General features: G+C 70.7%; 22 protein-coding genes and 1 pseudogene. 12 read left to right on the forward strand and 11 right to left on the reverse strand.

The annotated features are described in order from the left end of the window. Positions 1 to 3 precede the first annotated feature (3 nt). The gene (locus ACIQCZ_RS20390) at positions 4 to 786 is read right to left on the reverse strand and encodes a dioxygenase (RefSeq protein WP_376286681.1); all 783 of its coding nucleotides are present in this window, start codon (positions 784 to 786) and stop codon (positions 4 to 6) included. Between the two features lie 136 nt (positions 787 to 922). Here ACIQCZ_RS20390 and ACIQCZ_RS20395 point away from each other — a divergent pair, with 136 nt between their 5' ends. Beyond that, positions 923 to 1,435, forward strand: coding sequence for a MarR family winged helix-turn-helix transcriptional regulator (locus tag ACIQCZ_RS20395; protein ID WP_402283875.1), 513 nt, complete (start codon positions 923 to 925; stop codon positions 1,433 to 1,435). Between the two features lie 90 nt (positions 1,436 to 1,525). Here ACIQCZ_RS20395 and ACIQCZ_RS20400 read toward each other — a convergent pair whose 3' ends face one another. Further along, positions 1,526 to 3,058, reverse strand: coding sequence for an MFS transporter (locus tag ACIQCZ_RS20400; RefSeq protein WP_376215054.1), 1,533 nt, complete (start codon positions 3,056 to 3,058; stop codon positions 1,526 to 1,528). Between the two features lie 326 nt (positions 3,059 to 3,384). After that, complete coding sequence (locus ACIQCZ_RS20405; protein ID WP_402283877.1) at positions 3,385 to 4,047, reverse strand: TetR/AcrR family transcriptional regulator; 663 nt, start codon at positions 4,045 to 4,047, stop codon at positions 3,385 to 3,387. A gap of 395 nt (positions 4,048 to 4,442) precedes the next feature. On the opposite strand from ACIQCZ_RS20405, the gene ACIQCZ_RS20410 reads away from it, so the two are divergent. Next, positions 4,443 to 5,720 carry a M6 family metalloprotease domain-containing protein gene (locus ACIQCZ_RS20410; RefSeq protein ID WP_402283878.1) on the forward strand — a complete coding sequence of 426 codons (1,278 nt, stop codon included), beginning with the start codon at positions 4,443 to 4,445 and terminating at the stop codon, positions 5,718 to 5,720. A gap of 40 nt (positions 5,721 to 5,760) precedes the next feature. Here ACIQCZ_RS20410 and ACIQCZ_RS20415 read toward each other — a convergent pair whose 3' ends face one another. The 3 genes from ACIQCZ_RS20415 to ACIQCZ_RS20425 all read right to left on the reverse strand — a co-directional run bounded on the left by ACIQCZ_RS20415 (position 5,761) and on the right by ACIQCZ_RS20425 (position 9,929). Further along, positions 5,761 to 7,575, reverse strand: a complete 1,815-nt coding sequence (locus tag ACIQCZ_RS20415; RefSeq protein WP_402284181.1) for a class I adenylate-forming enzyme family protein — start codon at positions 7,573 to 7,575, stop codon at positions 5,761 to 5,763. A 195-nt stretch (positions 7,576 to 7,770) separates the two neighbouring features. Beyond that, complete coding sequence (locus tag ACIQCZ_RS20420; protein WP_402283879.1) at positions 7,771 to 9,195, reverse strand: sensor histidine kinase; 1,425 nt, start codon at positions 9,193 to 9,195, stop codon at positions 7,771 to 7,773. Further along, positions 9,192 to 9,929, reverse strand: a complete 738-nt coding sequence (locus ACIQCZ_RS20425; RefSeq protein ID WP_402283881.1) for a response regulator transcription factor — start codon at positions 9,927 to 9,929, stop codon at positions 9,192 to 9,194. The genes ACIQCZ_RS20420 and ACIQCZ_RS20425 overlap by 4 nt, the downstream gene beginning before the upstream one ends. Positions 9,930 to 10,100: 171 nt before the next feature. Between ACIQCZ_RS20425 and ACIQCZ_RS20430 the strand changes: the two genes are divergently transcribed. The 3 genes from ACIQCZ_RS20430 to ACIQCZ_RS20440 are packed head-to-tail and all read left to right on the forward strand — an operon-like array spanning position 10,101 to position 12,710. Continuing rightward, on the forward strand, positions 10,101 to 11,462 hold the full coding sequence (locus ACIQCZ_RS20430) for a ferric reductase-like transmembrane domain-containing protein (RefSeq protein WP_402283882.1): 1,362 nt from the start codon (positions 10,101 to 10,103) through the stop codon (positions 11,460 to 11,462). A gap of 11 nt (positions 11,463 to 11,473) precedes the next feature. Next, positions 11,474 to 11,917: an FMN-binding protein gene (locus ACIQCZ_RS20435; protein ID WP_402283883.1), complete on the forward strand. Its 444-nt coding sequence runs from the start codon at positions 11,474 to 11,476 to the stop codon at positions 11,915 to 11,917. Next, the gene (locus ACIQCZ_RS20440; RefSeq protein ID WP_402283885.1) at positions 11,910 to 12,710 is read left to right on the forward strand and encodes an FAD:protein FMN transferase; all 801 of its coding nucleotides are present in this window, start codon (positions 11,910 to 11,912) and stop codon (positions 12,708 to 12,710) included. Before ACIQCZ_RS20435 ends, ACIQCZ_RS20440 begins: the two co-directional genes overlap by 8 nt. A 242-nt stretch (positions 12,711 to 12,952) precedes the next feature. On the opposite strand, the gene ACIQCZ_RS20445 is transcribed toward ACIQCZ_RS20440, so the two are convergent. The 4 genes from ACIQCZ_RS20445 to ACIQCZ_RS20460 form a co-directional block, all read right to left on the reverse strand. Further along, the gene (locus ACIQCZ_RS20445) at positions 12,953 to 14,653 is read right to left on the reverse strand and encodes an amidase (protein WP_402283887.1); all 1,701 of its coding nucleotides are present in this window, start codon (positions 14,651 to 14,653) and stop codon (positions 12,953 to 12,955) included. Positions 14,654 to 14,856: 203 nt separating this feature from the next. After that, positions 14,857 to 15,024 carry a hypothetical protein gene (locus tag ACIQCZ_RS20450; RefSeq protein WP_165484671.1) on the reverse strand — a complete coding sequence of 56 codons (168 nt, stop codon included), beginning with the start codon at positions 15,022 to 15,024 and terminating at the stop codon, positions 14,857 to 14,859. 155 nt (positions 15,025 to 15,179) lie between these two features. After that, positions 15,180 to 15,815 carry a response regulator transcription factor gene (locus tag ACIQCZ_RS20455; RefSeq protein ID WP_052859465.1) on the reverse strand — a complete coding sequence of 212 codons (636 nt, stop codon included), beginning with the start codon at positions 15,813 to 15,815 and terminating at the stop codon, positions 15,180 to 15,182. Next, positions 15,803 to 17,035 (reverse strand): sensor histidine kinase, encoded by a 1,233-nt coding sequence (locus tag ACIQCZ_RS20460; protein WP_402283889.1) that lies wholly within the window; start codon positions 17,033 to 17,035, stop codon positions 15,803 to 15,805. Before ACIQCZ_RS20460 ends, ACIQCZ_RS20455 begins: the two co-directional genes overlap by 13 nt. A 178-nt stretch (positions 17,036 to 17,213) precedes the next feature. Here ACIQCZ_RS20460 and ACIQCZ_RS20465 point away from each other — a divergent pair, with 178 nt between their 5' ends. The 6 genes and pseudogenes from ACIQCZ_RS20465 to ACIQCZ_RS20490 all read left to right on the forward strand — a co-directional run. Beyond that, on the forward strand, positions 17,214 to 17,936 hold the full coding sequence (locus ACIQCZ_RS20465) for an ABC transporter ATP-binding protein (protein ID WP_402284183.1): 723 nt from the start codon (positions 17,214 to 17,216) through the stop codon (positions 17,934 to 17,936). Next, positions 17,933 to 20,350 carry an FtsX-like permease family protein gene (locus ACIQCZ_RS20470; protein ID WP_402283891.1) on the forward strand — a complete coding sequence of 806 codons (2,418 nt, stop codon included), beginning with the start codon at positions 17,933 to 17,935 and terminating at the stop codon, positions 20,348 to 20,350. Before ACIQCZ_RS20465 ends, ACIQCZ_RS20470 begins: the two co-directional genes overlap by 4 nt. Positions 20,351 to 20,531: 181 nt before the next feature. After that, positions 20,532 to 21,695, forward strand: a complete 1,164-nt coding sequence (locus tag ACIQCZ_RS20475; RefSeq protein ID WP_402283893.1) for a serine hydrolase domain-containing protein — start codon at positions 20,532 to 20,534, stop codon at positions 21,693 to 21,695. 394 nt (positions 21,696 to 22,089) lie between these two features. Continuing rightward, entirely contained in the window at positions 22,090 to 23,202 is a 1,113-nt protein-coding gene (locus ACIQCZ_RS20480) for a serine hydrolase domain-containing protein (RefSeq protein WP_402283894.1), read from the forward strand. A gap of 262 nt (positions 23,203 to 23,464) precedes the next feature. Next, positions 23,465 to 23,587, forward strand: coding sequence for a hypothetical protein (locus ACIQCZ_RS20485; RefSeq protein ID WP_402283896.1), 123 nt, complete (start codon positions 23,465 to 23,467; stop codon positions 23,585 to 23,587). Between the two features lie 164 nt (positions 23,588 to 23,751). Beyond that, positions 23,752 to 24,588 (forward strand): annotated as a pseudogene (locus ACIQCZ_RS20490) (NAD(P)/FAD-dependent oxidoreductase); the annotation flags it as partial. Positions 24,589 to 24,981: 393 nt separating this feature from the next. Here the strand turns inward: ACIQCZ_RS20490 and ACIQCZ_RS20495 are convergent. Further along, positions 24,982 to 25,545 (reverse strand): TetR/AcrR family transcriptional regulator, encoded by a 564-nt coding sequence (locus ACIQCZ_RS20495; protein WP_402283897.1) that lies wholly within the window; start codon positions 25,543 to 25,545, stop codon positions 24,982 to 24,984. A 195-nt stretch (positions 25,546 to 25,740) separates the two neighbouring features. On the opposite strand from ACIQCZ_RS20495, the gene ACIQCZ_RS20500 reads away from it, so the two are divergent. Beyond that, complete coding sequence (locus ACIQCZ_RS20500) at positions 25,741 to 26,790, forward strand: medium chain dehydrogenase/reductase family protein (protein WP_402283898.1); 1,050 nt, start codon at positions 25,741 to 25,743, stop codon at positions 26,788 to 26,790. Positions 26,791 to 26,808: the final 18 nt, after the last annotated feature.

The following is a 26,808-nucleotide window of genomic DNA, read 5'->3' on the forward strand; positions in this document are numbered from 1 at the left end:
CTATCAGCCGAACTGCACCGACCGCTTCGCCAGCCCCATCCAGAACCCGTCGATGACGCTGCGGCCCAGGCCCAGCTCGCTCTCCGACGCGCCGAGTGTCACGAAGAGCGGCGCGAAGTGCTCGGTGCGCGGGTGGGCCAGCCGCCCGGCCGGGGACTTGTGCTCGAAGTCCAGCAGGGCGTCGATGTCCTGCGCCTGAAGCGCCCGCTGCCCCCAGTCGTCGAACTCCGCCGACCAGCCGGGGACGCCGCCGCCCGCGTGCCGCAGGGCGGCCAGGTTGTGGGTGAAGAAGCCGCTGCCGACGATCAGGACGCCCTCGTCGCGCAGCGGTGCGAGCCTGCGCCCGATGTCCATCAGCTTCTGCGGGTCCAGCGTCGGCATGGAGATCTGGAGTACGGGGATGTCGGCATCCGGGAACATCTCCACCAGCGGGACGTACGCCCCGTGGTCGAGCCCGCGGTCCGGGATGTCCTGGACCGGCGTGCCGGCGCCACGCAGCAGCTTGCGCACGTTCTCCGCCAGTTCCGGGGCACCCGGGGCGGCGTACTGCACTCGGTAGTAGTGCTCGGGGAAGCCCCAGAAGTCGTAGACGAGCGGGACGGTCTCCGTCGCACCGAGGGCGAGCGGGGCCTCCTCCCAGTGCGCGGAGACCATCAGGATCGCGCGGGGGCGGGGCAGCCCGGCGGACCAGGCGGCCAGTTCGCCGGGCCAGACCGGGTCGTCGGCCAGCGGCGGTGCGCCGTGGGAGAGGTAGAGGGCGGGCATGCGCTCCGCGGTGACAGTCATGGCACTCCCCATCCGCTGCTGATCGAGGTAAGTCTTCTGGTGGTCTCTTTGAGAAGGAAGGATTCTTTAATCTTCAAGCTCCCACCTTCCGAGACCTTAGCTCTATCTAGTTAAACTTTCAAGAAAAGGTCGTACAGTGGAGTACATGACCACGGCATCCCCCGGCGAGCCCCGCTGGCTCTCCGACGAAGAGCAGCGTGTCTGGCGTGCGTATCTCCACGCCACCACGCTCATGGAGGACCACCTCGACCGCCAGTTGCAGCGTGACGCGGGGATGCCGCACATCTACTACGGACTGCTCGTCCAGCTCTCCCAGGCGCCCCGCCGCCGGAAGCGGATGACCGAGCTGGCCAAGGACGCCAAGATCACCCGCTCCCGGCTCTCGCACGCCGTCGCACGGCTGGAGAAGAGCGGCTGGGTGCGCCGCGAGGACTGCCCGTCCGACAAGCGGGGCCAGAACGCGGTCCTCACCGACGACGGCTACGAGATGCTCCGCCGGTCCGCTCCGGGCCATGTCAGCGCCGTGCGCCAGGCGATGTTCGACCGGCTCACACCCGAGCAGGTGCGCTCGCTCGGCGAGATCATGCAGGTCGTCGCCACCGGGCTGCAGCCGGAGGGCACGGACGCGGATCTGCCCTGGCTGCGCTGAGCCACTGACCGGGACACGGCTCTGCCCCGGTTCCGTCGAGCGGAACCGGGGCAGAGCCGCGTTCACCTCACTTCACGCCGCAGGACGACGTCAGTGGGCGACGACCGGGACCTTGAACTCGTCCTCGACACCGTCGACGTCACCCGAACCGGAGCCTCCGCTCGCCGTGGTCGCGGTGGGGCGCCCGGCGTTGATGAAGGTCACCGCGATCGCGGAGGCCACCACCAGGATGCCGACGGCCCACCAGATGGCACCGGTGAAGCCGTGCACCATCGACTGGAGCTTCAGCAGCTCGGGGTCGCGGGCGCCGAGCGCGGCGTGCGAAGTGGCGTACGCCGTCGCAGCCGATGCGGCGATGGTGTTCAGCAGCGCCGTACCGATCGCGCCGCCCACCTGCTGCGAGGTGTTGACCATCGCGGACGCGACGCCCGAGTCCCTCGGCTCGACACCGTGCGTGGCCAGCGACATGGCCGGCATGAACGCCGTACCCATGCCGAGCCCCAGCAGGAGCTGCGCGGGCAGGATCACCGTGGTGTACGAGGAGCCGACCTCAAGCCGCGTCAGCAGCAGCATGCCGACGGCGGCGGCCAGGAAGCCGGGGCCCATGAGCTTGCGCGCCGGGACGCGGGTCATCAGCCGGGCACCGATCTGCGTCGAACCGGTGATCATGCCCGCGATCATCGGGAGGAAGGCGAAGCCCGTCCTGATCGGCGAGTACCCCTTCACGACCTGCAGGTAGTACGTCAGGAAGAGGAACAGACCGAACATCGCGATGACGGCCAGACCCAGTGAGAGGTAGACGCCGCCGCGGTTGCGGTCCAGCACCACGCGCAGCGGCAGCAGCGGCGACTTGACCCGGGACTCGGTCAGGACGAACGCCAGGAGCAGCGCACCGGCCGCGACGAACATGCCGATGGTCAGCGCGTCCGACCAGCCGGCGGACTCGGCACGGGTGAAGCCGTACACCAGCGAGACCAGACCCAGTGCGGACAGGACGACGCCCGGGATGTCGAGCGGCGAGCGGTTGCGGCTGCCGGCCGGCTCGCGGATCACGAAGTACGCGCCCGCGGCCGCGACGACCGCGAACGGGATGTTGACGAAGAACGTCCAGCGCCAGTTCAGCGCCTGGGTCAGGAATCCGCCGAGGATCAGGCCGACGGCGCCACCGCCACCGGCGATCGCACCGTAGATGCCGAACGCCTTGGCGCGCTCCTTGGCATCGGTGAACATCACGGCGAGCAGCGACAGCGCCGCCGGGGCGAGCAGCGCGCCGAAGACGCCCTGGAGGGCCCGGGAGCCGAAGAGCATGCCCTGGTTCTGGGCCGCGCCACCGAGCGCGGAGGCCAGCGCGAAGCCGATCAGACCGACGACGAACGTCCGCTTGCGGCCCCAGAGGTCGGCGATCCTGCCTCCGAAGAGCAGCAGCCCGCCGAAGGCGAGCGCGTAGGCCGTGATGACCCACTGCTTGTTGGCATCGGATATGCCCAGGGCCGTCTGGGCGTGCGGCAGCGCGATGTTCACGATCGTGGCATCGAGCACGACCATCAGTTGCGCGAGGGCGATGAACGCCAGCGCTTTCCAGCGACTGGGGTCCGGGAGTCGGATATCAGCTGTTTTTGACATGGAGGTATCCACCTAAGGACGCGCGTGGGCGCGCGAGATCGTGAACCGAGAGGTCGGCGAACGGGCAGTCGGTAAGGGACGGCCGGCGAGAACGGCCGCCGGAGAAGGCCGGGCGGGACGGGTCGGGCGCCGTCGGTGGGGCGTGACGGATCGGCCCCGTCGGGTCGGACGGCATGAGGGTCGGGTGCGACCGCTCGGGCATGACAGGTCGTTGCGGGTCGAGCGGTGGAAGGAAGACGTGGTCGAGGTGCGGTGAAAGGGGAAGGCGTGGTCACAGTGCGGCGGTCGCGCCGCCGGGCACCCGGTTCAGGGGCCCGGTGCGGGCCTCATGGCCGGCGCCGCAGATCCTCCAAGGTCGCCGCCGTCCCGGGCAGCCGGGACCGGGCCGGAGCCTCCAGTCCGTCCAGGAACAGCTGTAGATGACGGTGGGTGAACCGGTCGATGTCCGGGCAGCCGGTGCCTGGCAGCGGACGGGTGAGCTGGGAGAGGGCGACCAGTACGTCACCGACCGCGATGTCGGTGCGCAGGCGCCCGGCGGACATGGCGCGCGCCACGAGCCCTTCGACGGCCTCTTCGAGGCGCCGACGCTCGGCGAGCAGTTCGGGATGGTCCTTGTCGAAGCCGCCGGACAGCATCGGGCACAGGGCCCCGATCCGTTCGTCGGCCGCCGCGTGCACGAAGCGGCAGAGCGCGGCGAAGGGATCGGCCTCCTCGGCCGCCGCCTCCTCGGCGCGGTCGGTGGTGCGGGAGGTGACCGCGAGCACGACCTCGTGCGTCAGCGCGGCCCGGTCGGGGAAGTTCCGGTAGAGCGTGGCGTTGCCGACGCCGGCGCGGCGGGCGACCTCGTCGAGCGGCACGTCCGGCCCGAACTCGACGAACATCTCGCGCGCGGCCGTCACGATCCGCTCCCGGTTGCGCAGCGCGTCCGCCCGCGGACGGTGCGTCCGGGGCTGCGCCGTTCCGGTGGCGGTGCGAGTGGCGGTGTCCACGACGACTGTCCCTGCCTTCCGAATCCTGGGGTTGCCGGCGCCACGGTCTTCGCGGTTCCGGTCTTCGGTTCTGGTCTCTTCGGCCTCGGCCCTGCTTCGGCCTCGGTCTCGATCCTGCTTCGGTCCTGGTCCTGCTCTTGCTCCTGTTGTTTCCATCCTCGCAGCACCCCCTTCCCACAACCGGGGAATGCCTCCCCGTTTCGCGGGGACACGAGTTCAAACGGGGAAACGGTCCCCGGTTATTTCCCCACCACGATGTGACCTGAGGCACACCTCGAAACAGGGAAAACCAACCGTTCGGCGCACCCGGCGAGCGGCGCCGCACCACCCGTCACAGGCTGATCGGCAGAGCGCAGTCAGAACCGGCCGGCTGCCGCGGACCCCGAGGCGCCTGTATGCAGAAGACCCGCCACCGGATACGCAAGCACCGCAGCCCGATCGCGCTCGCCTCGGCCACGACCTTGGTCATCGCGGCACTGGCCTCGGCCAGCAGCGCGCTTCCGACGCCGGGCCGGGCCTCGGCCGGGCCGGTGGCGAACCCCCGGGCGGCGGGCACAGCCGCGTGCCGAATAGCGACGACCATGGGCGTACAGATGTCGGAGGGCATGCCGACGGCGGCGAACTACGCCCGCTCCACAGGCAGGATCCACGCACTCAACCTGATGATCGACTTCCCCGACGCACCGGGCGCCGAACCGGCGATGGACCGGTTCGGCGAATTCTTCCCGCAGACCATCAACTGGTTCCGGACCGCTTCGTACGGACGGCTCACCTACATCCCCGACACGCCCGTGAAGACCTGGCTGCGGATGCCGCTCCCGTTCTCCGAGTACGGGATAGAACGCGGATCCTCGTACGAGCCGGGCTACCGCCAGCTCGTCCAGGACATCGTCGCCGCCGCGAAGTCGAAGGTCGATTTCAGTACGTACGACCTGGTCAACATCCTGGTCACACCGAACGCCGGGCCCCCCGCCCTGGACACCGTCCTGTCCGTGACCTTCTCCGGCAACGACGAGGCCCCGGACGCGGACGGCGTCCCGCTCGCCAACACGTCGTTCATCTACAGCCGCCAGGACGACGGCTCGGGCTCGTTCAAGCAGAACGGATACCGCGTCCTGCCGCACGAGAACGGCCATGTCTTCGGTCTCCCCGACCTCTACACCGTGGAGGGCGGCGGCGCAGTCGGGCACTGGGACATCATGTCGGAGGACTGGGGTGCCAACAACGACCTGCTCGGCTGGCACAAGTGGAAGCTCGGCTGGCTGGACAACAAACAGGTCAGCTGCGCCGCCCGGTCCGGCACCAGCGACCACGTCCTCGAACCGCTGGCCACCCGGGGCGGCATCAAGCTGGCCTTCGTACCGTTGAGCAGCCGGTCCGGCTACGCCGTGGAGGTACGGACCCGGGCGGGCAACGACCAGGCGGTCTGCCGGCCCGGCGTGCTGATCTACAAGGTGCACTCGGACGTCGACACCGGTCAGGGGCCGGTGTCCGTCGCGGACAGCACCAAGGGCAGCGGCGGCTGCACCCAGCTGCCCAATGTGCACCCTGAACTCTCCGACGCCCCCTACCAGCCCGGCCAGACCTTCACCGACCGGTCGAGCGGCATACGCATATCCGTGGTCGACAAGGACGACAAGGGGAACTACCGCGTCCGGATCACTCGCCCCTGACCGCCCGAGCCCTCGGCCCGACCGCCCCGCTCGGCCGCGGTCACGCCCGGCCGCCCTCTCCATCCGGATCCGTGGCCGGTTCTTCCCCGTCGGCCCGCCGCACCTCCGCCTCGACGGGCCCGCGCAACTCCCGCTTGAGGATCTTCCCGGTCGGATTGCGGGGCAGCGGTTCCCTGCGTACCAGCACATGGGCCGGAACCTTGAACGCGGCCAGGCTCCGGCCGACGTGCGCCCTGAGGTCCTCGGGAGTGACGGTGGCACCGGCCCGGAGCCGGACGACGGCGGCGACCTCCTCCCCCAGGACCGGATGCGCGACCCCCAGCACCGCCGCGTCCTCGACGTCCGGGTGGTCGTGGAGCACCCCCTCGACCTCGACGCAGTACACGTTCTCCCCGCCGCGGATCACCATGTCCTTGATCCGGTCGACGACATCGACCCGCCCCCCGCGCACCACCGCGAGATCACCGGTGCGGAACCAGCCGTCGGTGAACGCCCGAGCGGTCGCCGCCTCGTCCCGCCAGTAGCCGCGGACCAGGGACTGGCCGCGCAGCCACAGCTCACCGACCTCGCCGTCGGGCAGCGCCGCGCCCGTGGGGCCCGTGATCCGCACCTCGGTGGCGGGGGTCGGACGGCCGACGCTGCCCGGGTGGAGCCGGTACTCGGCGCCGAAGTTCGCCAGGACCCCTCCGCTGGTCTCGGTGAGGCCGTAGCCGTTGCGGGGCTCGATCCGGTCGCCGTGGCGGGCGGTCAGCCGCGCGACCAGATCGGGCGGGGCGGCGGCCCCGCCGGTGTTCAGCATCTGCAGACTCTCCAGACCGTCGCCCGCCCGCTCGGCCGCCGCGAGGAGCTGGAGCGCGGTCGTCGGGACTCCGGCGTAGTGCGTGACGCCGTGTGCGCGGATCAGCCGCAGCGCCTCCTCGGCATCCCACTTCCGCATCAGGACGATCGTGCCGCCCGCCGCCATCGCCGCGTAGAAGCCGGTGAACGCGGCGACGTGGAAGAACGGGAACGTCAGCAGCGACACCGGGGCGGGCCCCTGCCCCGGGACGATCCCGCGCCCGAGCGCGGAGGCGGCGGCGTGGTAGCGGGGGTTGAGCACGGCCCCCACCTGGGCGAGATGGGTGGCGACGGCGCCCTTGGGCCGGCCGGTGGTGCCGGAGGTGTAGATGATCGTCGCGTCGTCCTCCGGCCGGATCTCGACCTCGGGGGGCGCGGCGAGCGGATCGGGCGCGGGCAGGTCCTCGTACCGCTCGACGCCGTCCGGGACCGCCCCCTCCGCGTGGAAGACGACCACGCGCGCCCCGTTCCTCGCCGCCCAGCCGGCGACCCTCGGCAGCCGCTCGCCGTCCACCAGGAGCACCCGCGGCTCACAGTCGTCCAGCGCGTACGCGAACTCGTCCTCGGTCCACCAGGCGTTGAGCGGGACGGCCACCAGCCCGGCCAGTTGCGCGGCCCAGAAGGCGATCTGCCACTCCGGGTGGTTGCGCATCGCGACGACGGCCCGGTCTCCCCGGCGCAGCCCGTACGTCCCGGTCAGCCGGCACGCCAGCGCGGACGCGGCGGCGAAGAACTCGGCGTACGAGTAACCGCGCTCCGCCGAGATCAGGAACGGCCGGTCCCCGTAGGCCCAGGTGGTCTCCACGAACTCACGGAGTGTGCGTGGCCCGTCCGCGTACACGAGGGCTCCGGCGTGCGCCCCGTCCTGCGCCCGCACCACGGCGAACGGGGCTCCCGGAGCGGTGAGCGCGGCTTCGACACGGGCCGCGGCGTCCGCGGCGGCGGTTTCGTCGGCAGCGGCGGCCGGGGGGCGGGCCTGCGGGACCGATGCGGCGGGAATCGGGTCGATGTGCGGCACGAACGACCTCTCCAAGCGCTTGCTCAGTACCTTCGCGACGGTATGCCCGCGCCCACCCGTCGTCAAGGGAACCGCCCGGCCCGCGCCCGCAGCGGCGCTCGGAGCTGCCGAATGCCGAAGGTGGTCACGCACAGTCCACGGGCGACCTGCGCGGCATCCGTGGCCGCACAGACACTGTGACCGGGCCCGGCGGGGTCAGGCGGGAAGCGTCAGGCGGAAGGCCGTGCGCCCCGGGCCGCTGGTGACGGTGACGGCTCCACCGTGGGCGGTGATGACGGCATGGACGATGGCGAGGCCGAGACCGGTGCTTCCTGTGCTGCGGGAGCGGGCGTGGTCGGCGCGTACGAAGCGTCCGAAGACCTCGGGCTGGAGCTCGGAGGGAATCCCTGGTCCGTCGTCGCTCACGCACACGGCGACGCCGGTCCGGTCGGCGGTGAGGGCGACGGTCACTTCCGTGCCGGGCGGGGTGTGGGTACGGGCATTGGCCAGGAGGTTCCCGATGGCCTGCTGGAGCCGGTGGGCGTCGCCGGTGACGGTGACCGGTTCTCCGGGGAGGTCGAGGAGCCAGCGGTGGCCGGGGCTCGCGGCGCGTGCGTCCTGTGTCGCGTTCAGGATCAGCAGGGTCAGATCGACCGGCTCGTGTTCGAGGGGACGTCCGGCGTCCAGACGGGCGAGGAGAAGCAGGTCGTCGACGAGGCGCGTCATGCGCTGCGACTCCCCGTCGATGCGCTCCAGGGCGTGGCGTACCTCGCCGGGAACGGGGCCGTGGTGGCGCAGGGCGAGCTCGGCGTGGCCCCGGATGTTGGCGACGGGCGTGCGCAGTTCGTGGCTGGCGTCGGCGGCGAAGTGCCGGAGCCGCTCCTCACTGGCCTGGCGCTGGGTGAGTGCGCCCTCGACATGACCGAGCATGTGGTTGAGGGCGCTGCCGACCTGACCGACCTCGGTACGGGGGTCGGTGTCGGGAAGCGGTCCGGGCATGGCGACCTCCCCACTGGCCAGGGGCAGCCCTGCCACCTCCGCGGCACGGGCGGTGACCCGCTGGAGGGGGCGCAGGGAGATCCGCACCCACAAGGCCCCGGCGACGCCGGTGACCACGAGGGCGGCGCCGAACAGCACGGCTTCGACCGCTTCGAGGCGGTGAACGGTCTCTTCCACCGGGTGCAGGGGCAGGCCGGTGATCAGGGTGTCCTGGTCGTCACCCCGGACAGCCGTGACGCGGTACGTCCCCAGAGCGGCGAGGCGGACGCTGTGTCCGTGCGCGTCGGCGGGGACCCCCACCAAGGCGTGACGGTCGCGGGAGGTGAGGAGAAGGGGGCGGTCGGTGGCGTCGTGCACGACGGCTGCCTGGGTGACAGTGCCGTTCAGGAGGCGGGCACCGAAGGTCGACTCCGCCTGGCCCCGGGTGTCGGGGCCGTTGTCGGCGTCGGGCCTGGCCTCGTGCTCCAGGCTGGCGGCGAACCGGCCGCCGGAGGCGGACAGCTGCTCGTCCAGGCGCCCCATCAGGAAGCCCCGCAGTGCGAGGGCGGTGGTGATGCCGACGGCGAGGCAGGCGAGGGCGAGCAGCGCGACGAGTCCGGCGGTGAGCTGGCCACGCAGGGTGCGGGGCAGCGGGCGTCTCATCGGGATTCCGGCTTGAGGACGTAGCCGACACCACGCACCGTGTGGATCAACGGGGTGCGTCCGGCGTCGATCTTCTTGCGCAGGTAGCTGATGTAGAGCTCGACGATGTGGGCCCGGCCGCCGAAGTCGTAGGCCCAGACCCGGTCGAGTATCTGGTCCTTGGACAGCACCCGGCGCGGGTTGCGCATGAGGAACCGCAGAAGTTCGAACTCGGTCCGGGACAGCTCGACGGTGACCCCGCCGCGCCTGACCTCCCTGGCTTCCTCGTCCATGGCGAGATCACCGACGGTGAGCCAGTTCGTGCCGGCGGATTCCGCCGTCAGGCCGGCCCGCCGGAGCAGCCCGCGCAGCCGGGCCAGGACTTCCTCCAGGCTGTAGGGCTTGGTGACGTAGTCGTCGCCGCCGGCGCTGATGCCGACGATGCGGTCCTCCACCGCGTCCCGGGCGGTCAGGAACAGCACGCACACGCCGGGTGCGTCGCGTCTCAGCGCGCGCAGGACCTGCAGACCGTCGAGGTCCGGCAGCATCCAGTCCAGGACCACCGCGTCGGGCCGGAAGTCACGGGCGGTCGCGAGCGCGGTCGCGCCGTCGGCAGCGGTGCGGACCTGCCAGCCCTCCCCGGCCATGACCCCGGCCAGGACATCGGTGACGTCGGGTTCGTCGTCGACGACGAGAACCCTCACCGGTTCTCCGTCGGGGCGGTGCAGAGGCGATGTCGTACGCGGCTCGTCCATGGTTCCTTCAGCATCCCCCGGCGCGGGCCACGGCAGGTCGGACCGTGTCTCTGAGTTTCCTCTGAATCGGCTCCGGGAGTCGTCGGCGGGTCGCTTTCAGAAGATACACAGAAGTTGAACCGGGAGGCTGGCCGTCCGTCGCCGGAACGAGTCCTGTCCGGAGGAGCCCCCATGACCACCACGTTCACCACCACATACGCGAGCCGCGGGACGCGCCACCGGCGCCCGCGCCGCAGCGCCGTGCGCTTCCTGGCACCGTCGGCGATCTGGGCCGGTGCCACGGGAGTGCTGGCCCTGTGGTGGATCGACACGACGTCGGTGGTCGGCCCGGCGGGCTGGCTCACCGGCGCCGGGCGCATCACGGGGCTGCTGGCCGGTTACGCCTGCGCGGTGCTGCTGGCCCTGATGGCCCGCGTGCCACTCCTGGACCACACCATCGGCACGGACCGCCTCGCGCGCTGGCACGCCCTGGGCGGTCGCTGCACCGTCTCGCTGGCCCTCGCCCACACCCTGCTGATCATCTGGGGCTACTCACTGACCTCCCACACGGACGTGCTCGGCCAGACCTCCGTGCTCGTCCTGCACTACCCCGACCTCCTCAAGGGCACGGCGGGCTTCCTGCTGCTCGTGGCCACCGGAGTCCTCTCGGCCCGCGCGGCCCGCCGGAGGATGAGTTATGAGACCTGGCACTACCTGCACTTCGCCACCTACCTGGCGGTCTTCCTCGCATTCGGCCACCAGCTCTCCAACGGCGCGGACTTCGTCGGCAACCGCCTCGCCCAAGTGGCCTGGTACACGCTGTATCTCGGCGTTGCCGCGCTGGTCGCCTGGTACCGGTTCGCCGTCCCCGTCCGGCGCGGGCTGCGTCACCGCCTGCGCGTCGCGGCCGTCCAACCCGAGGCACCGGGCGTGGTCTCCGTCCACCTCACCGGCGAGCACCTGGACGAGCTGGGGGGTGAGCCGGGGCAGTTCCTGCGCTGGCGCTTCCTGGCCCGCGGGCTGTGGTGGACCGCGAACCCCTACTCCCTCTCCGCCCCCGCCCACCCGCGCCACCTGCGCATCACGGTGAAGACCGCGGGCGGCCACAGCGCCGCGCTCGCCCACCTCGCGCCCGGCACCCGGGTGTGGGCCGAGGGACCCTACGGCGGCCTCACGGCGAACCGCCGCACCGCTCCCAAGGTCCTGCTCCTGGCCGGCGGCGTCGGCATCACCCCCCTGCGCACGCTCTTCGAGACACTGCCGGGGCAGGTCACCCTCGTCCACCGCGCCCGCCGCCCCGAAGACCTCGCCCTGCGCGGTGAGATCGACGCGATAGCCGCCCGCCGACGGGCCGCCGTGCACTACGTCGTCGACGAACCGGCCGAGTACTCGTCACCTCTCACCGCCCAGGGACTGAGTGCCCTGGTGCCCGATCTCGCCGCGCACGACGTCTACCTGTGCGGTCCGCCCGGCATGACACGGGCCGCGATCCGGGCCCTGCGCGATGCCGGTGTCCCGGCACGGCGCATCCACCACGAGTCGTTCGCGTTCTGAGGAGAACCGTCATGCGCCGAGCCGTCCTGGCAACCACCGGGATCAGCGCCCTCGTCATCGCGCTGCTCGCCCTCAAACCCCACCAGCGCCCCGCCCTCGCGGGAGTGACCCCCCGATCCCCCGCGGCCTCCTCGTCCCCGCCCACCTCCGCCGGCACGGCGTCGGGCGCGTCCACGGGGACGGGCACGTTCACCGGGGATCCCATCGACACCCCGTACGGAACCGTGCAGGTCGCCGCCACCCTCGCCAAGGGAAGGATCACCGCCGTCAAGGTGCTCCGGGCCCCGGACCAGAACGGCCGCGACCAGCAGATCGCCTCCTACGCCCTGCCACGCCTCACCCAGGAGGCGATCGGCGCCCAGAGCGCACACATCGATGCCGTCACCGGCGCCAGCTACACCAGCCAGGGCTACATCCAGTCCCTGCAGAGCGCCCTGGACCAGGCCCATGCCTGACACCGCACACGGGCTGCGCCACGTCGAGCACGTGATGGGCACGGTCTTCACCTTCGACATCCGGGACGAGCCCACCCCTGCCGTCCACCACGCCCTCGCCGAAGCCGTACGCCAACTCCACCGGGTCGATGCCGTGTTCTCCACCTACCGCCCCGACAGCCACATCAGCCGACTCGACCGCGGTGAGATCCGCCTCGGCGACTGCCCGCCCGAGGTCCACGAGGTGCTGTCCCTCTGCGCGCGGGCCGCCCACGTCACGGACGGATGGTTCAGCATCGTCCCGGCCGGTGTTCTCGACCCCTCGGGCCTCGTCAAGGGCTGGGCCACCGAAGCCGCCTCCCGGCTGCTCCACGAAGCCGGCGCGCACCACAGCTGCGTCAACGGCGGAGGCGACCTCCAACTCCGCGGCCCGGCAACCCCCGGCGCCCCCTGGCGCATCGGCATCGCCCACCCCCTGCGGCCCGGCGAACTGCTCACCGTCATCACCGCCGACCACGACCTGGCCGTCGCCACCTCGGGCACCGCCGAACGCGGCGCCCACATCCTCGACCCGCACAGCGGCACACCCGCCACCGCGTTCGCCTCCCTCACCGTCGTCGGCCCCCGGCTGACCATGACCGACGCCTACGCCACCGCCGCGTTCGCCATGGGCGAGGACGCGCGGGAGTGGCTGGAGGCACTGGACGGCTACGAGGCACTCGCCGCCCTGCCCGACGGCCGGACGTGGCAGACCTCAGGATTCGGTCGATACGGCTCACGAAGCGCAATGCGATCCGCATCCTGCCCGCCGTGAACGGGAGCCCCTCGGCACCTGAATCCGCGGATCCCCGCCCCCGGCCCGCCGCACCTCACCCACTGACGGCACCCCAGCTCACACCCCACAGGCGCGCACGGCACAAACCCGAGGTACCGACCTCACCCGTGCGATCGCAAGACGGCCGGAAGTCCTTGTGGCGGAGCTGCCAGGACTTTTGGCCAACGCCGCGAGCGTGCGTGCCGGGCGGCACGACGGGGCAAAGCTTGCCGGTCACGGCACTAGGACCGGCCGGGCAGGGTGGGGAGGTAGGTGGGCGCCTTGCGGACCGGGGCGGCCCTCTCGAAGGCGTACGCGTAGCTGAGCAGGTTCGCGTCGCTGTAGCGCGTTCCGAGGAAAGAGACACCCAGCGGCAGCTTGTCCCGTGCGTAGCCGGCGGGCACGGTGATGTGGGGGTAGCCGGCCACCGAGGAGTTGCGGGTGGAACTTTCGAAGGGGGTGGGGTCGAGCGCTTCGACGGCAGGAGCGGGGATGCCGGTCGGGGTGACGATGGCATCGAGCCGGTGCTCGGCGAGAACGCCGTCGATGGCCTGACGGGCCTGACGGGTCGCGGCGCTGCGGTGCTCACGGTAGACCGGGGCGTTGACATCTCCGTCGGTCTTGTCGGCCATCTCGAAGAGTTCCTGGCCGAACTTCGGCATCTCGACGGTGGAGTTCCGCTTGTTGAACGCGATGAGTTCGGTGAGGTTCTTGGGGTGGGGGCCTGGGGTGGCGGCCAGGTAGGCGTTGAGGTCGTGCTTGAACTCGGTCAGCACGGCGGGAAGCATGTCCTTCTGCATCATGTCTTTGGAGTCGGCCACGTCCGCGCCCTCGACGACGATTGCGCCGAGCGCTCGGAGCCGCTGGACAGCCACGTCGAAGGCACGGTCCACGTCCGGGTCGATGCCAATGTGTCCCTTGCGCCACACGCCGATGCGCTTGCCGCGCAGGGCGTTTGGGTCGAGCACCTCGCGGTAGTCGGAGGGGAGGGCAGTGTCGGCGTCGGAGGTAGCCGTGTCGGCGGTGTCCGATCCATGGATGGCCCAGAGCGCCAGGGCGGCGTCCGTCGTGTTGCGGGCGATCGGGCCGGCGGTGTCGTGGCGGCTGGTGATAGGGATCATGCCGCTGCGGCTGACCACGCCGAGGGTGGGCTTGATGCCGACGGTGGAGGTGACGCTCGCGGGACACACGATGGAGCCGTCGGTCTCGGAGCCGATGGTCACAGCGGCCAGGGCGGCTGCGGCGGCGACTGCGGAGCCGCTGGACGATCCGCAGGGGCTCCGGTCGAGTACGTAAGGGTTACGGGTCTGGCCGCCGGTGGCACTCCATCCGGCCGTCTGCTCGGGGGACCTGAAGTTGGCCCATTCCGACATGTTGGCCTTGCCCAGGATCACCGCACCCGCGTCGCGCAGTTTCTTTACCAGGAAGGCGTCCTGTGCCGGCTTGGAGTGCAACAGGGCCGTGGAGCCGGCGGTGGTGGGCTGGCGGTCCGCGGTGTCGATGTTGTCCTTGATGAGAACGGGGATGCCTTCCAGTGGCCCCCGCACTTCACCGGTGCGGCGCAGCTCGTCACTCTTGCGTGCAAGGTCCAGTGCGTCTGGGTTCACGGTGACGACAGCATTGAGGCGGGGGTTGAGGCGATGGATCCGGTCCAGGTATGCCTGGGTCAGTCCTTTGGACGTCAGCCGCTTGCCCTTCATCTCCTCCTGAAGTTCCAGGATCGTGGCGCGGTCCAGCCGCTCGTCCAATCGTCCGTCGCGCTTCCCGTCGTACTTCGGAGCGTACGGGGCTGCTTTGCCGGTCGAGGTCGCGGAAGCGGCCGGTCGCGGTCCGTCGTCCGGTGCGCAGGCCGCCAGGGGAACGAGCAGGCAGGCTGCCGATACCGCGATCAGCGCGTGCCGTCGCGTGGTTCGAGTGAGTGAGCGCATCAGTTGCTTCTCCATGGAGGCGAGGGAAGGAAGGCCCTGTGTCCGTACAAAAGAGCCTATGAACGGCGTCCGTTCGGAACGACAGGGACGGCTCCCCGTTCGGGAGGGGTGCGGACTACACCTCCTGAGGGGGTGTCCGTTTTCCGCATCACACATGAGGAGGGGGTGTCCGGCTCGCTGCCGGACACCCCCTCCTCATGTGCTCTCGCCGCTACGGGTCACTTCTTGCCGCTGGTCAGCCACAGTCCCAGCGCCGATCCGACGAAGACGACGCCGGTGCCGACTCCGGCCAGGACCCTCATGGTGCCGGTGTAGTGGGCGAAGGTGCTGACGTAGACCGCCGCCACCGTGGAGACGAAGAGCAGCAGCCAGAGCACGGGCTTCATCAGGGGTTCCTCCTGTTGTGCGCCCCCGGCGGCCCGGTGGGCGGCAGGGGCGGGATCTCTTACGTCGTCCACCTTCTCCCCGTGCCCCAGGTCGGCACATCGGACCGTTCCCCCGAACCGGAGGTGTAGCCCGCTACACCCGTGCGGTACGCAGGTCAGGCGTTCAGGTAGGCGAGCACCGCGAGGACCCGGCGGTGGCCGCTGTCGCTCGGCGGCAGGTTCAGCTTGGCGAGGATGCTGCCGATGTGCTTGCTGACGGAACGTTCGGTGATGAACAGGGTCGTGGCGATCGTGGGATTGTCCAGGCCCTGCGCCATCAGCCCGAGAACCTCCCGTTCCCGGGGGGACAGAGCGTCGAGCGGGTCCCGGCGGCTCATCAGCTGGGAGACGACCTCGGGGTCCAGTGCCGTTCCGCCCGCGGCGACGCGCTCCAGCGCGTCCTGGAATTCCTCGATGTGCCCCACACGGTCCTTGAGCAGGTAGCCGATTCCCGAGGCGCCCTGTCCGAGCAGTTCGGCGGCGTAGCTCTCCTCGACGTACTGGGAGAGCACCAGGAGCGGCTGGCCGGGAATGATCTTCCGGGCCTCGATGGCGGCTCGCAGCCCCTCGTCGCGGAAGCCGGGCGGCAGCCGGACGTCCAGGACGGCCACGTCCGGCCGGTGTTCGAGCAGGGTGGGGACAATCTCGGGCCCGCTTCCCACGACGGCCACGATCTCGTGCCCGACATCCTCCAGGAGCAGAATCAGGCCCTCGCGGAGAAGGACGTTGTCCTCCGCGATCACGATCCGCACGGCAGCACCACCTCAATCGTCGTTCCGGAACCGACAGGGCTGTCGATTCTCGTCGTACCGTCCAGGGCGGCGACCCGTCGGCGTATCCCGGCGAGTCCGCTGCCGGAGGCGGAGCCGGGTGCGGCCCCGCCGCACCCGTCGTCCCGCACGACGACGCGCAGCGTGGGGCCGTCGTACCGGAGCGACACCTGGGCATGGCTCGCGTCGCTGTGCCGGGCGATGTTGGTCAGCGCCTCGGCGACCACGAAGTAGGCGGCTGCCTCGACGGCGGCCGGGGGGCGGTGGTCGGTCTCGGGCAGATCCAGGGTGGTGGGGATCGGCCGGCCTGCGGCCAGGGAGCGGATGGCTCCGTTCAGTCCCCGGTCGGAAAGGATCGGCGGGTGGATACCGCGGATGACGGTGCGCAGCTGGACAAGTGCTTCGTCCACGGTGGTCCTGGCGTCGAGCATCATTCTCCTGGAACTCTGCGGGTCCTTGTCGAACCGGCGCTCGGCCAGGGCCAGGCGCATGGCCACCGCCACCAGTTGCGCCTGGGTGCCGTCGTGGAGGTCGCGTTCGATCCGTCGGAGTTCCGCCTCGTGGGCCTGGAGGGCGCCCGCGCGCGAGGCGGTCAGTTCCTCGATCCGCCGGCCGGCGCCGGTCCACGTGCCGAGCATGATCTCTGCGATCCACGTCTCCAGCTTCACCGCGGCGGGGGCCAGCCACAAGAAGAGGGCGGCGAAGAGCCAGGCACACACCGCGGACAGGACGATCGCCTGCATCCAGGTGGTGAGGGGGGCCGCAAGGAGGGTGAGGGTTCCGCCGGGAACGGTCCACCACCACAGCGGGATGGAGATCGTCAGCAGCAGACTGAGCAGCACTCCCAGGACGAGGACGGGAAGGACGAGCCCCACGACGCCGTGAACCAGCATCCACGCCGTGTCCTTGCGGGTGCCCGGGAACCGCAGCAGTTGCAGCGTCCGCTGGTAGGCGTTGCCTTCGGGCGTCGGATAGGGCCGGCGCACGGGGCGGCCGAGAACGCGTTCGGCGCGTCGGCGTTCGGCATCGGTCAAGGCGCGCAACGGCCGCACCGCCCACGGCAGGACCGGGGCGAAGATCAGCGAGAAGCAGACGAGAGGCAACAGAACGTAACCGGCCAGCGAAGGCAGAGCGGTGGTGAGCCCACCCAGCAGATACCTCGCGGATCGCAGGCTGTGGAGTGCCCTTGCCTTCAGGTCCATGGGTCAAGACGGTACTTCACGGGTGTTCCCCTGTCATAAGTGCGCGCTACACCTGGCAGGTGGAGCCCGCTACACCTGCGGTTCGGGAGAGGGACCGCTGCCGTCCGCTCGGCTCGCGCGATTACGTTCGGTACCCGTTCTGACCGATCGAGGAACCGAAGGACCCACCATGCAACCGATGACGACCCGGGCCACGCCGTTCGCCGTGTCCCTGGAGGAGGTCTCCCAGTCCTATGGCGAGGTGACCGCGCTGGACGGGGTCAGCTGGGGGTTCCGCAAGGGCAGTCTCACCGCGATCATGGGTCCGTCCGGATCGGGCAAGAGCACCTTCCTGCACTGCGCCTCCGGCCTCGACCGGCCCAGCAGTGGAACGGTACGGCTCGGTGATCTGGACATGGGAGGGCTCAGCGAGACGGAGCTGACCCGACTGCGCCGCGAACGGATCGGGTTCGTCTTCCAGGGCTACAACCTCATGCCCTCGATGGACGTCGAGCGCAACATCACCCTCCCTCTGTCCCTCGGCGGCCGCCAGGCGGACAGGCGCTGGCTGGACGAAGTCGTCCACCGCGTGGGGATGGCCGGCCACCTGGACCGGCTCCCCGCACGTCTGTCCGGCGGCCAGCAGCAGCGTGTGGCGGTCGCCCGAGCGCTCGTCACCCGCCCGGAGATCGTCTTCGCCGACGAGCCGACGGCCGCGCTGGATCCGAGGTCGGCCGAGCACGTCCTGAAGCTGCTGCGTGACGCGGTCGACGAGATGGGGCAGACGGTCGTGCTGGTCACCCACGACCCGGTGGCCGCTGCCTGGGCCGACAATGTCGTCTTCCTGAGCGAGGGCAGGATCGTCGACGAGCTCACGACTCCCTCCGCCGCAACCGTCCTGGCCCGCTGGGGGACGCTGTGAGGCGCGGGATCGCCGCCGGAGTGGCGGTGGCACTGTTGTGCGCGGCTGCGTTGACGGGCGCGTTCGGGGTCCTGCTGGAGTCCGCACTACGGGCGCACGGATCGGCCGACCGCTATGAGCACGCCGTGGCCGTCGTCGCCGCGAGCCAGCGCGTCGAGGTCGTCAAGGACGACCAGACCGATGTCAGGCCGCTGGTGGAACGGGCCCGGGTACCGGTATCGGTGGCGGACCGGGTACGCACGGCACCGGGGGTCACCGAGGTGGTCGCGGACGTCTCTTTGCCGGTGGTCACCGCGGACGGGGCCGTGCGGACCGGCCGCGGCTGGGACGCGACCGTGCTCACCGGGGTCGAACTGCGTGCCGGCCGGGCCCCGCAGGCGGAACACGAAGTCGCGGTGGACTCCGGCAGCGGCAGGGCCGTCGGGGACACCGTCCGTCTCCAGGTCGGCGGCAAGGCGCCGGAACCCTACCGCGTCAGCGGCCTGGTGGCCGACGGGTCCGGCGCAGGCCGCGATGTCTGGTTCGGCCAGCACACGGCACAGGTCCTCAGCGGCCGTCCCGAGCGCGCGGACGCGCTGGTCGTGCTCGGCACGAAGGAGACGTCCGCCCAGACGCTGCGGGCAGCCGCCCCCGGTCTCGTCGTCGCGACCGGCGCGGGCCGTGGCGACGTCGAGAACCCGGAGGTGGCGGCGGCACGACTCGACCTGATCGGCGTCTGCGCGTCGATCGGCGGAGTCGCCCTCCTGGTGGTGCTGCTGATCGTGACCGGTCTCCTGGACACGTCCGTACGGGACCGGACCCGCGAACTCGCCGTCCTGCGCGCCATCGGTGCCACCCCCCGGCAGGTCCGCCGGGTGATCGTCCGCGAGACGCTCAAGGTCGCGGTACCGGCGTCGCTCCTGGGCGGTCTGCTGTCGCTCGGGCTCGGCACCCTGCTGCACCGCTTCATGGCCGAGCAGGGGGTCCTGCCCCAGGCGCTGGGGCTCGCTCTGGGACCGTTTCCCGTCGTCGGTGCCCTGGCGCTCACGGTGCTCACCGCGGTCGGCTCCGCCTGGCTCGCGGCACGACGCGTATCCCGGATCCGGCCGGCCCAGGCCGTGAGCGAGACCTCCGCCGAACCGACTCGGCTACCGCGCTGGCGCGTGATCACCGGCCTGGTGCTCCTGGTCGTCGGTCTCGCTTCGGCCGCCACCGCGTTCGCGTTCGGCGGTCAGGTGGCGACCGCGGCCATGGGCGGACTCGTACTCTCCCTCATCTGGGCGGCGGCCCTCCTGGGTCCCTCGATCGCCCGAGGGGGAATCGTCGTCCTCAGCCCTGTCATGCGCCTCCTGTTCCCGGTCCCGGGCCGGCTCGCCACCGACACGGCCACCGCCGCGGCCGTGCGACTCGCGTCGGTCATCACGCCGATCGCGCTCGCGCTCTCCTTCGGCGCCAGCCAGCTGTTCGTGCAGACCACCGCGGTCAACGCCACCCGGACGCAGGCAGCCGCGGGGCTGCACGCGGACCAGGTGCTCGTCTCGAACGGGCCGGGCGTGCCCCGGGCCATGTACCGGGCGGTGGAAAGGACGGCCGGACCGGGGACCGTGACCGCGGTGAAACGCACCACTGTGGTGATGTCGGTCGCGGCCCAGCTCCAGTCCCTGCCCACCCAAGGCGTGAAGGGCGCACTGTCCAATCTGGACCCGGGCGTGAAGGCGGGCTCGCTGAAGGCTCTGCGCGGCAAGAACACGGTCGCGCTCAGTTCGAACGTGGCCAGCGCGGCCAAGGTCGGTTCGACCGTGTCTCTCTGGCTCGGGGACGGCACCGTGATCCGCCCCGAGGTGGTGGCCGTCTACGACCGGGGACAGGGCTTCGGGGACGTCCTGCTGCCTCACGACATGGTCGCCGCCCACGTCACCGACGCGGGCCACGACGACTACCTCCTGGTGAAGGGAGCGGCCGACCTGCGACCGGTGCTCGACCGATTCCCCGGGACCCGTGCCACGTCCGCCGGACAGTACAGTGCGGCCCTCACCGAGAAAGCCCGCCAACAGGGCCTGCCCGGACTGCTCGCAGTCGCGGCGATCTCCCTGTTCACCCTGATCGGCGTGGTGACCACGCTGGCCGTCGCCACCGCGTCCCGCCGTCGTGAACTGGCGCTGCTCCGGCTCATCGGCGCGACCCGCGGCCAGGTTCTGGCGATGCTGCGGCTGGAGACCTGCCTCGTACTCGGCACGGGGGCCGCCGTCGGCTCCCTGGTCGCGGCGGTGACGCTGCTGACCTTCGGCGGCGCGGTGACCGGTCTGTCCGCGCTGTCGGTGTCGCCCTCGGTCTGCGCGGCCGTACTCGGCACGGTGTTCCTGTCGGGCACGGCGGCCGTCATGCTGCCCGCCCGCCGGCTGCTGCGCCGCCGCAGGTCACCTCGAATCACGTAGCGGAACCAGATCCCGCCTCACCCATGACTCCCCGCCCTCGGGCGGGGGCACGGGAGGAGGGCCGTTCCTTCATGCGCCGCGACCATCACAGGCCCAGGCCGAGCCACCGGCAGGCCCGTCGCACCACGACCACCTCTCACCGACCCACTGATGTTGTTCCCCTACCGACAGGAGTTGTTCCATGCACGCACGTGTATCGCCGAGGTTCCGTCCCACTCTTTCGCGAGGCGGCCGGCGTAAGACCTTGCTCGCCGTGACCGTGCTCACCGGGGCCGTCATGACCACCGGTGCACTGTTCCCGTCCGCGGCCTCCGCCGCCAAGCCGGACCCCGTTCAGAAAAGCCTGAACACCTTGGTGGTCGACGACCAGATACCCTCCGCGTCGGCGAGCGTCGCGGACCGCAAGGGCCGGACGCATCACTACACCGCAGGTGTCGGCGACCTCAGGACCGGCGCGAAGGTACCCAAGGACGGGCAGGTACGGGCGGCCAGCAACACCAAGGCCTTCACGGCCGTGGTCGCGCTGCAGCTGGTCGCCGAGAAGAAGCTCGCCCTGGACGCCCCCGTCGACACCTACCTGCCCGGCCTGCTGCGCGGCGAAGGCATCGACGGACGCCACATCACCATCCGCCAACTCCTCCAGCACACCAGCGGCCTGCCCGAATACCTGGACAAGCGCGCGGTCCTCGAGGATCCGCAGAGGTACTACGAGCCACGCGAGCTCCTCGACAGCGCACTCGCGCAGAAGGCCCACTTCTCCCCGGGCGCGAAGTGGGAGTACAACAACACGAACTACCTGGTCGCGGGCCTGATCATCCAGAAGGTCACCGGCCGCCCGCTGGGCGAGGAGATCAACCGGCGCATCGTCGACCGCATCGGACTGCGCCACACCTACTTCCCCACCCCCGGAGACGTGACCATCCGCGAGCCCCACGCCAAGGGCTACCACCGGGACACAGCCGACTCGCCCTGGCGCGATGTCACCGAACTCGACCCGTCCTGGGGCTGGGCCGCGGGTGCGGTGATCACCACCAACAGCGACCTCAATCGCTTCTACACCGCACTCCTCGGCGGCAAACTCCTGCCCCCGGCCCAGCTCGCCCAGATGCGCACCACCGTCCCCGCAGGCGCCCCGGGTGTCCGTTATGGACTGGGCCTGACCAGCACGCCGCTGCCGTGCGGCGGCGTCTACTGGGGCCACGGCGGAACCATTCCGGGATACGCCACCTTGGGAGGCGTCACGGAGGACGGCCGTGCGGTCAACATCGCACTGACCGCCATGCCGGGCGACAGCGCCACCGAACAGCACGCACAGGCCGCCGTCGAAACGACCCTGTGCCGCTGAAAGCCTCACTGATCCAACCGAAAAGCCGCCACTCCCGCACCGCGGCCGCAGACGCCCGATGAGGGCGGGTCAGGCCGGTGGGCGGGCCCCTGCCGCCATCGGCGCTTGACGGTATCGGTCGCCGCTCCCGCTCGCGGGAACGGCGACCGATACCCCGGCGGGCCCGTGCTCACGAACGTCGCCAGGCCACCGGAGCGACGGGCCGTCCGGCATGGCCCCACATCCTGCAAGAGCCCGTATCCGGTCCCGGAGTCGGAATCCGCCACCGTCACCGGGGCGCGCACCGACTCGCTCTTCGCTTGCTCTTCACTGTCACGACAGGAGTTGTTCCATGCACGCACGTGTATCGCCGAGGTTTCGTCCCACTCCTTCGCGGGGTGGCCGGCGTAAGGCCTTGCTGGCCGTGACCGTGCTCACCGGGGCCGTCATGACCACCGGTGCGCTGTTCCCGTCCGCGGCCTCCGCCGCCAGGCCGGACACCGTTCAAAGCAGCCTGAACGCCTTGGTGGCCGACGACCGGATGCCCGCTGCGCTGGCGAGCGTCGTGGACCGCGAGGGCCGGATGCGTAACTACACCGCGGGTGTCGGCGACCTCAAGACCGGGGCGAAGGTACCCAAGGACGGGCAGGTGCGCGCGGGCAGCAACACCAAGGCCTTCACGGCCGTGGTCGCACTGCAGCTGGTCGCCGAGAAGAAACTCGCCCTGGACGCCCCAGTCGACACCTACCTGCCCGGCCTGCTGCGCGGTGAGGGGATCGACGGACGCCACATCACCATCCGCCAACTCCTCCAGCACACCAGCGGCCTGCCCGAATACATGGAGTCCCCCGTCTTCGCGGACTTCCCCGCCGTCCGGTACCGGTACTTCGAGCCACGCGACCTGCTTGACGGCGCACTCGCACAGAAGGCCCACTTCTCCCCGGGCGCGAAGTGGGAGTACAGCAACACGAACTACCTGGTCGCAGGCCTGATCATCCAGAAGGTCACCGGCCGCCCCATAGGCGAGGAGATCAACCGGCGCATCGTCGACCGCATCGGACTGCGCCACACCTACTTCCCCACCCCCGGAGAGACGACCATCCACGAACCCCACCCCAAGGGCTACGAACAGGAAGTGGCCGACGGACCTCTGATCGACTACACCACCATGGACATGTCCATGGGGTGGGCTGCGGGTGCTCTGGTTTCCACCAACAGCGACCTCAACCGCTTCTACACCGCCCTCCTCGACGGCAAACTCCTGCCCCCGGCCCAGCTCGCCCAGATGCGCACCACCGTCCCCGCAGAGGCACGCGGCCCCGGCGTCCGCTACGGACTGGGCCTGACCAGCACGCCGCTGTCATGCGGCGGCGTCTACTGGGGTCACGGCGGAACCGCCCTGGGATACCGGACACGAGGAGGCGTCACAGAGGACGGACGTGCCGCCGGCATCGCGGTAACCACCGCCCCGACGGGTGCAGCCTCCCAGCGGGTGGAGGCCGCCGTCGACACGGCGCTGTGCCGCTGATCCAGGCAGAGACAGACGGGATGACGGCCCGCGGGGTCGCCGACGGGCCGGGACGGAACAGGCCGCCGCCGCAACCAGGTCCTCGGCCAGGGCGAAAAGCGGGTCCGCGCTGCACTGTCCGGACGTTCCTTGATCGCGCTCCTGATCGCCCTGTACCGGTCAAGGAATCCGCATCCGAGGGAGACGGCGACCAGGAACTGGCCACCGTTCTCTACAACCGCGTCAAGGAAGCCTGACCGGACTGTCCGCGGCAGGCCAGCCAGTGACCATCACCCTCGACGACCGCGTCACGCCCGATGGCAGCGCACCGACTGACGAACCCGACGTGCCCGAAACCCCGACCGAACCTGACGAAGAGGCCGAAGGCGAGGACAAGAAGGAGTAACTGCGAAGGCGGTCTCCACCGGCAACTCCTACTGACCAACGCTCCATGCCTCCGCACCTGAGGGACGCCCGGGCAAACCGGGCGCCCCTTGGCGAAACCCGGCCCATGGGCTCCGGGAAGCAGCAAGCAAGCCGTCGCGGCATCCCGTTCGCGCCCATACTCCCGTTCGCGCGGGCGAGCCGCGCAACGCGCCGTCCGCGCACATGCACGGATACCTGAGCCGGGACGGCATGTCCCCGGCGGAGTTCCTGGCCGTGGGCCGGGAGGAGATCGCCCGCTACGGGGTAAAGCTGGTCCGGGGCCGGGTGGTGGACGCGAGCCGGGACGACGGCGGCTTCACCGTCGTCCTCGCGGACGGGAGCACCGTACGGGCCCGGCAGCTGGTGGTCGCCGCCGGGCTGCGCGACGAACTGCCGCTGCTGCCGGGGCCGGCCGAGCGGTTCGGCCGGGATGTGCTGCGCTGCCCGTACTGCCACGGCTGGGAGGCGCGCGACCTCCCGACCGGGGTGCTGGCGACGTCCGCGCTGAGCGTCCACCAAGCGCTGATGATCACCCAGTGGTCAAAGGACGTACTGCTGTTCCTGCACCACGTGCGGGAGGCGGAGCTGACGGACCAGGACCTGCGGCGACTTGCCGCCGCCGGGGTCGAGACGGTGCCCGGCGAGGTCGCGGAGCTCGTCGTCACCGGCGACCAGCTCACCGGCGTACGCCTGGCGGACGGCACGGTGCACGACCGCGCGGTGCTGTACGCCGCGCCACGTACCGTGCCGGAGAACCACCTGCTCGTCCGACTGGGCGCCGAGCTGCGCGAGACGCCCTTCGGCGCCTACCCGGTGACCGACGAGCGGGGCCTGACGAGCGTGCCCGGCCTGTGGACGGCGGGCAACGCGAGCGGCCCCACCGAACAGGTGGTGAACGCGGCGAGCCGGGGGTACCGGGCGGGCGCGGCGATCAACGGGGAGCTGCTGTTGTCCGACCCGGACGCAGCGATTCAGGGGTAGTGCGGCGGTCGTTGGGGGGTGCGGGTTGCTCGCGCGGTTCACCGCCGTGGGGCTTCCCGCCGCGGCCGGGTGCGGCGCCGTCCTGGTTGCTCGCGCAGTTCCCCGCGCCCCTTTCAGGGGCCCCCGCCGACGCCACGCGCGGCGCCCCGCCATCGGGCCTCCCGCCCCAGCCGAGCGCGCGGCACCACCCGGCCGCTCCGTGCAGGTGTCGGGACCGGCATACCGGTGCACCCTGAGCTTGACGTACTTCCTGGCGAACACCGGCATCTCGCTGCTGGGCACCCACTTCCCCTAGCCGATCTTCGGCGCGGTCCGAATGAACGGCGGACGCTTCCGTCTGCATGCGGAGCTGGGCACGGGGATGGCGCCCGCTGGGTCCTGATCGCCCCGCAGCTACGCGTCGTTGAGGTGGGCGAGCGTGGTGATGAGGCGTTCGGCGATGTCCGCCGGCCACGGGAAGGCGACGGTCGCCAGCCGCTGGTGGGCGAGCCCGTGCAGGCCGAGCCACAGGGCAATGGCGTCGGCGGCCGGGTCGCTGCTGGTTGCGCAGCCCGCGCGGACGCAGTCGTCGAGAGCGTCGGCGAGCAGTGTCAGGCTTTCCCCGCCCAAGGAGGAAACGTCGCCTTCGGTCACTGAGCTGCTGCCCAGGTCGGGCATCCAGACCCCGCCGAACATCGTGCGGTAACGGCCGGGGTGCTGGTTGGCGAAGTCCAGGTAGGCGTTGCAAATGGCGAACAGCCGTTCTCTGGCGTCACTGCCCGCGGCGTCCATTGCGCTGCGCAGCTCGGCATCGAGCATGGCGAAGGCCTGTTGCACCACGGCCAGCATGATGCTCGGCTGGTCGGGGAAGTGGCGGTAGATCGAGGGAGCGGCCACTCCTGCTCGGCGTGCGATGGATCGCAGGGTGACGCTGCTTTGGTCGCCGCCCTCTTCGAGCAGCTCGGTTGCCGCGGCCATGATGTCCTCGCGCAGGCGGCCCCCCTCCCCGCGGGGGTTACGAGTGCGGGCGGGCCTCGGTGAGGCGGGTGTGGGCATGTCTTCTCCCAGGTCGTCGTCTTACGCAGAAAAACTTACAGCCGTTCACCTTGCACGCTCAAGACTTACATGCGTAAGCTTACGTATGTCAGGGAAGTTCCGCACCAGGAGCCCATCGTGCTTGTCAGCCCCTTCACCACCACTGCCACCGAGATCGTCCTGCCTGGGAAGGTCGAGCCGAGCGGCCTCGAAGTCCGGGTCCGGGAACTTCCTGCCCCGGCCGAGGGGAAGGTTGTCCTGCGGATGGACGCGACGGGCGTGTCCTTCGCCGAGCAGCAGATGCGCCGCGGCAAGTACTACGACCAGCCGCCCTTCCCCTTCGTCCCTGGATATGACGTGGTCGGCACGGTGACCGCCGCCGGCTCTCAGGCCGATGCCGCCCTGATCGGGCGGTGTTTCGCCGCGGTCACCAAGGTCGGAGGCTGGGCCAGTCATCTGCTGGTCGACGCCGCGGACCTCGTGCCCGTGCCGGACGAAGTGGACGCCGTCTCCGCGGAGACTGTGGTGGTCAACGGGATCACTGCCTGGCAGATGCTGCACCGGATCGCCAAGGTACGCAGCGGCGCGACGATCGTGGTCCTGGGTGCGAACGGCGGCGTCGGTTCCACCCTCGTGCAACTCGCCCGGCACGCGGGCATCAAAGTGATCGGCACGGCGTCGGCCCGTCACCACCAGCTCGTACGCGATCTGGGCGCCATCCCGGTCGACTACCGCGACCCGGACATGTATCAGCGCATCCGCGAGATCGCTCCCGACGGCGTCGACGCGGTGTTCGACCACGTCGGCGGGCCCGGCCTGAAGGAGTCGTGGGGGCTGCTGCGCCGGGGCGGGACCTTGGTGTCCTACGGCACAGCGGCCACGAAGAACGAGGACGGCAACTCCCAACTGCCGGTGTTGCAGTCGGTCGCCCAGCTGGCCTTGTGGAACTACCTGCCCAACGGCAAGAGCGCGCACTTCTACAATTTCTGGGCCGGCAAGCGACGCCTTGAAGCCTTCCGCAGTCGGCTGCGCGAGGACCTCACCCAGGTACTGAGGCTGCTGGCCGACGGGGCGCTCACTCCGCAGATCGCCGCCCAGTTCCCGCTGGCCGAGGCAAGCGCGGCGCTGGCGCTTGCCGAATCCCGCACGATCGCCGGCAAGGTCGTCATCGCCTCCGATCCGAGCTAGTGCTGCGACCGGAAAGGT

The organism is Streptomyces sp. NPDC093149 (assembly GCF_044754145.1).
GTDB lineage: Bacteria > Actinomycetota > Actinomycetes > Streptomycetales > Streptomycetaceae > Streptomyces.